Here is a 2,083-nt window from a genome sequence, read left to right as displayed (position 1 = left end):
TTGCCTCCGGCTTCCTTCAGATTCCGCCTCGCGACGGACACCCTTGCCCTTGGCTACGGTAGGCGCTCGCCAGCCCCCGTTCAGGACTTTCACCCTAAAGATGACGCCCATGCTGGGCGTACTACTACGAAAACAGCCCCTCGCGTAAGCGAGAGACTGTTTTACGTCCCAGGAGGGATTCGAACCCCCGACCGACGGCTTAGAAGGCCGTTGCTCTATCCAGCTGAGCTACTGGAACATATGATTTGGAGCGGGTGATGGGAATCGAACCCACGCTACCAGCTTGGAAGGCTGGAGTTCTACCATTGAACTACACCCGCAATATAAGTGGTCGGGACGACACGATTTGAACATGCGACCCCCTGGTCCCAAACCAGGTGCTCTACCAAGCTGAGCTACGTCCCGTTATGCAATGCCGGTAGAGGGACTTGAACCCCCACGGTTTCCCTCACGATTTTGAGTCGCGCGCGTCTGCCAATTCCGCCATACCGGCCTGTATGAATGAGTTAAATCAACTCATTATGGAGCGGAAGACGGGATTCGAACCCGCGACCCTCGCCTTGGCAAGGCGATGCTCTACCCCTGAGCCACTTCCGCATATTAAATACTAAACCAAGCCCCATCGAATACGTTTGACTAAATCATATTAGATTCTCGTCTCTGCATATTCATTATGGAGCGGAAGACGGGATTCGAACCCGCGACCCTCGCCTTGGCAAGGCGATGCTCTACCCCTGAGCCACTTCCGCTTAATCGTTTATCTTGGTTTAAAATACTGGTGAGCCATGTAGGACTCGAACCTACGACACCCTGATTAAAAGTCAGGTGCTCTACCAACTGAGCTAATGGCTCTCATGAAGTCCCTCGATATGAGAGAAATACTGGGGATCTAGGATTCGAACCTAGGCATGACGGAGTCAAAGTCCGTTGCCTTACCGCTTGGCTAATCCCCAACGATAATGAGAGTTATGGGGCGATCGAAGGGAATTGAACCCTCGAATGTCGGAGCCACAATCCGATGCGTTAGCCACTTCGCCACGACCGCCATACAATATAAGTGAGGCTTGGAATGGTGCCGTCGAGAGGAGTCGAACCTCCGACCTACGCATTACGAGTGCGTTGCTCTGCCTCTGAGCTACGACGGCGTAGTCTTTAAATTAAAAACGCCGGACATATCGGATAATCTCCGCATCATTCCGATGTTTATCTTGTGTTCATTCAATTCAAAACAAACATGGCGGAGCCGACGGGATTCGAACCCGCGGTCTCCTGCGTGACAGGCAGGCATGTTAGGCCTCTACACCACGGCTCCACACAAAATTGGTTGCGGGGGCAGGATTTGAACCTGCGGCCTTCGGGTTATGAGCCCGACGAGCTACCGGGCTGCTCCACCCCGCGTCAGTAAACATTCTATGGTGGAGGCTGACGGGATCGAACCGCCGACCCTCTGCTTGTAAGGCAGATGCTCTCCCAGCTGAGCTAAGCCTCCATAGAAATATAAAGGTAATGGTGACCCGTAGGGGATTCGAACCCCTGTTACCTCCGTGAAAGGGAGGTGTCTTAACCCCTTGACCAACGGGCCATGATAGATACTAGTGAAACTCTACGGAGAGAGAGGGATTCGAACCCTCGAGACGCTTGTGACGCCTACACGATTTCCAATCGTGCTCCTTCGGCCAGCTCGGACACCTCTCCAGAAATAATGGCTCCCCGAACAGGACTCGAACCTGTGACAACTCGATTAACAGTCGAGTGCTCTACCAACTGAGCTATCGGGGAATGTTAATGGTTGTGGAGTATTAAAGTGTCAATCAATACCCGCTTGGCGACGTTCTACTCTCCCAGGACCCTGCGGTCCAAGTACCATCGACGCTGGAAGGCTTAACGGTCGTGTTCGGTATGGGTACGCGTGGTTCCCTTCCGCCATCATCACCAAACGAGTTACTTATTCAAGGCGGCTTGCGCCCTGAAAACTGGATCGAAACCAAAGCTGCTGCTGATCATATATTTTTGGATAAGCCCTCGACCGATTAGTATTCGTCAGCTCCACACGTTGCCGCGCTTCCACCCCGAACCTATCTAC

The 2,083-nt window shown here is 53.0% G+C and carries 16 tRNA genes and 1 rRNA gene; all 17 read right to left on the bottom strand.

From position 1 onward, the window contains the following. Positions 1–164: 164 nt before the first annotated feature. A tRNA-Arg gene (locus ACZYR9_RS27390) sits at positions 165–238 on the bottom strand. 8 nt (positions 239–246) lie between these two features. After that, a tRNA-Gly gene (locus ACZYR9_RS27385) sits at positions 247–320 on the bottom strand. An 8-nt stretch (positions 321–328) separates the two neighbouring features. Beyond that, positions 329–405 (bottom strand) — tRNA-Pro (locus tag ACZYR9_RS27380). Between the two features lie 8 nt (positions 406–413). Further along, positions 414–493 (bottom strand) — tRNA-Leu (locus tag ACZYR9_RS27375). Between the two features lie 29 nt (positions 494–522). Beyond that, positions 523–597, bottom strand: a tRNA-Gly gene (locus ACZYR9_RS27370). A 77-nt stretch (positions 598–674) separates the two neighbouring features. Continuing rightward, positions 675–749, bottom strand: a tRNA-Gly gene (locus tag ACZYR9_RS27365). 27 nt (positions 750–776) lie between these two features. Beyond that, positions 777–852: transfer RNA gene (locus ACZYR9_RS27360), tRNA-Lys, on the bottom strand. A gap of 29 nt (positions 853–881) precedes the next feature. After that, positions 882–953 (bottom strand) — tRNA-Gln (locus tag ACZYR9_RS27355). A gap of 16 nt (positions 954–969) precedes the next feature. Next, a tRNA-His gene (locus ACZYR9_RS27350) sits at positions 970–1,045 on the bottom strand. 25 nt (positions 1,046–1,070) lie between these two features. Beyond that, positions 1,071–1,145: transfer RNA gene (locus tag ACZYR9_RS27345), tRNA-Thr, on the bottom strand. Between the two features lie 90 nt (positions 1,146–1,235). Further along, positions 1,236–1,312: transfer RNA gene (locus tag ACZYR9_RS27340), tRNA-Asp, on the bottom strand. Positions 1,313–1,321: 9 nt separating this feature from the next. After that, positions 1,322–1,398 (bottom strand) — tRNA-Met (locus ACZYR9_RS27335). A 15-nt stretch (positions 1,399–1,413) separates the two neighbouring features. Further along, positions 1,414–1,489, bottom strand: a tRNA-Val gene (locus tag ACZYR9_RS27330). A gap of 18 nt (positions 1,490–1,507) precedes the next feature. Next, a tRNA-Glu gene (locus ACZYR9_RS27325) sits at positions 1,508–1,582 on the bottom strand. Positions 1,583–1,606: 24 nt separating this feature from the next. After that, positions 1,607–1,695, bottom strand: a tRNA-Ser gene (locus tag ACZYR9_RS27320). Positions 1,696–1,703: 8 nt separating this feature from the next. Then, positions 1,704–1,779 (bottom strand) — tRNA-Asn (locus ACZYR9_RS27315). A 41-nt stretch (positions 1,780–1,820) separates the two neighbouring features. Next, positions 1,821–1,937, bottom strand: a 5S ribosomal RNA gene (gene rrf, locus ACZYR9_RS27310). Between the last annotated feature and the right edge of the window lie 146 nt (positions 1,938–2,083).

It is taken from the genome of Paenibacillus sp. F024 (assembly GCF_057814255.1).
This window is presented reverse-complemented; position numbering and strand designations above follow the sequence as displayed.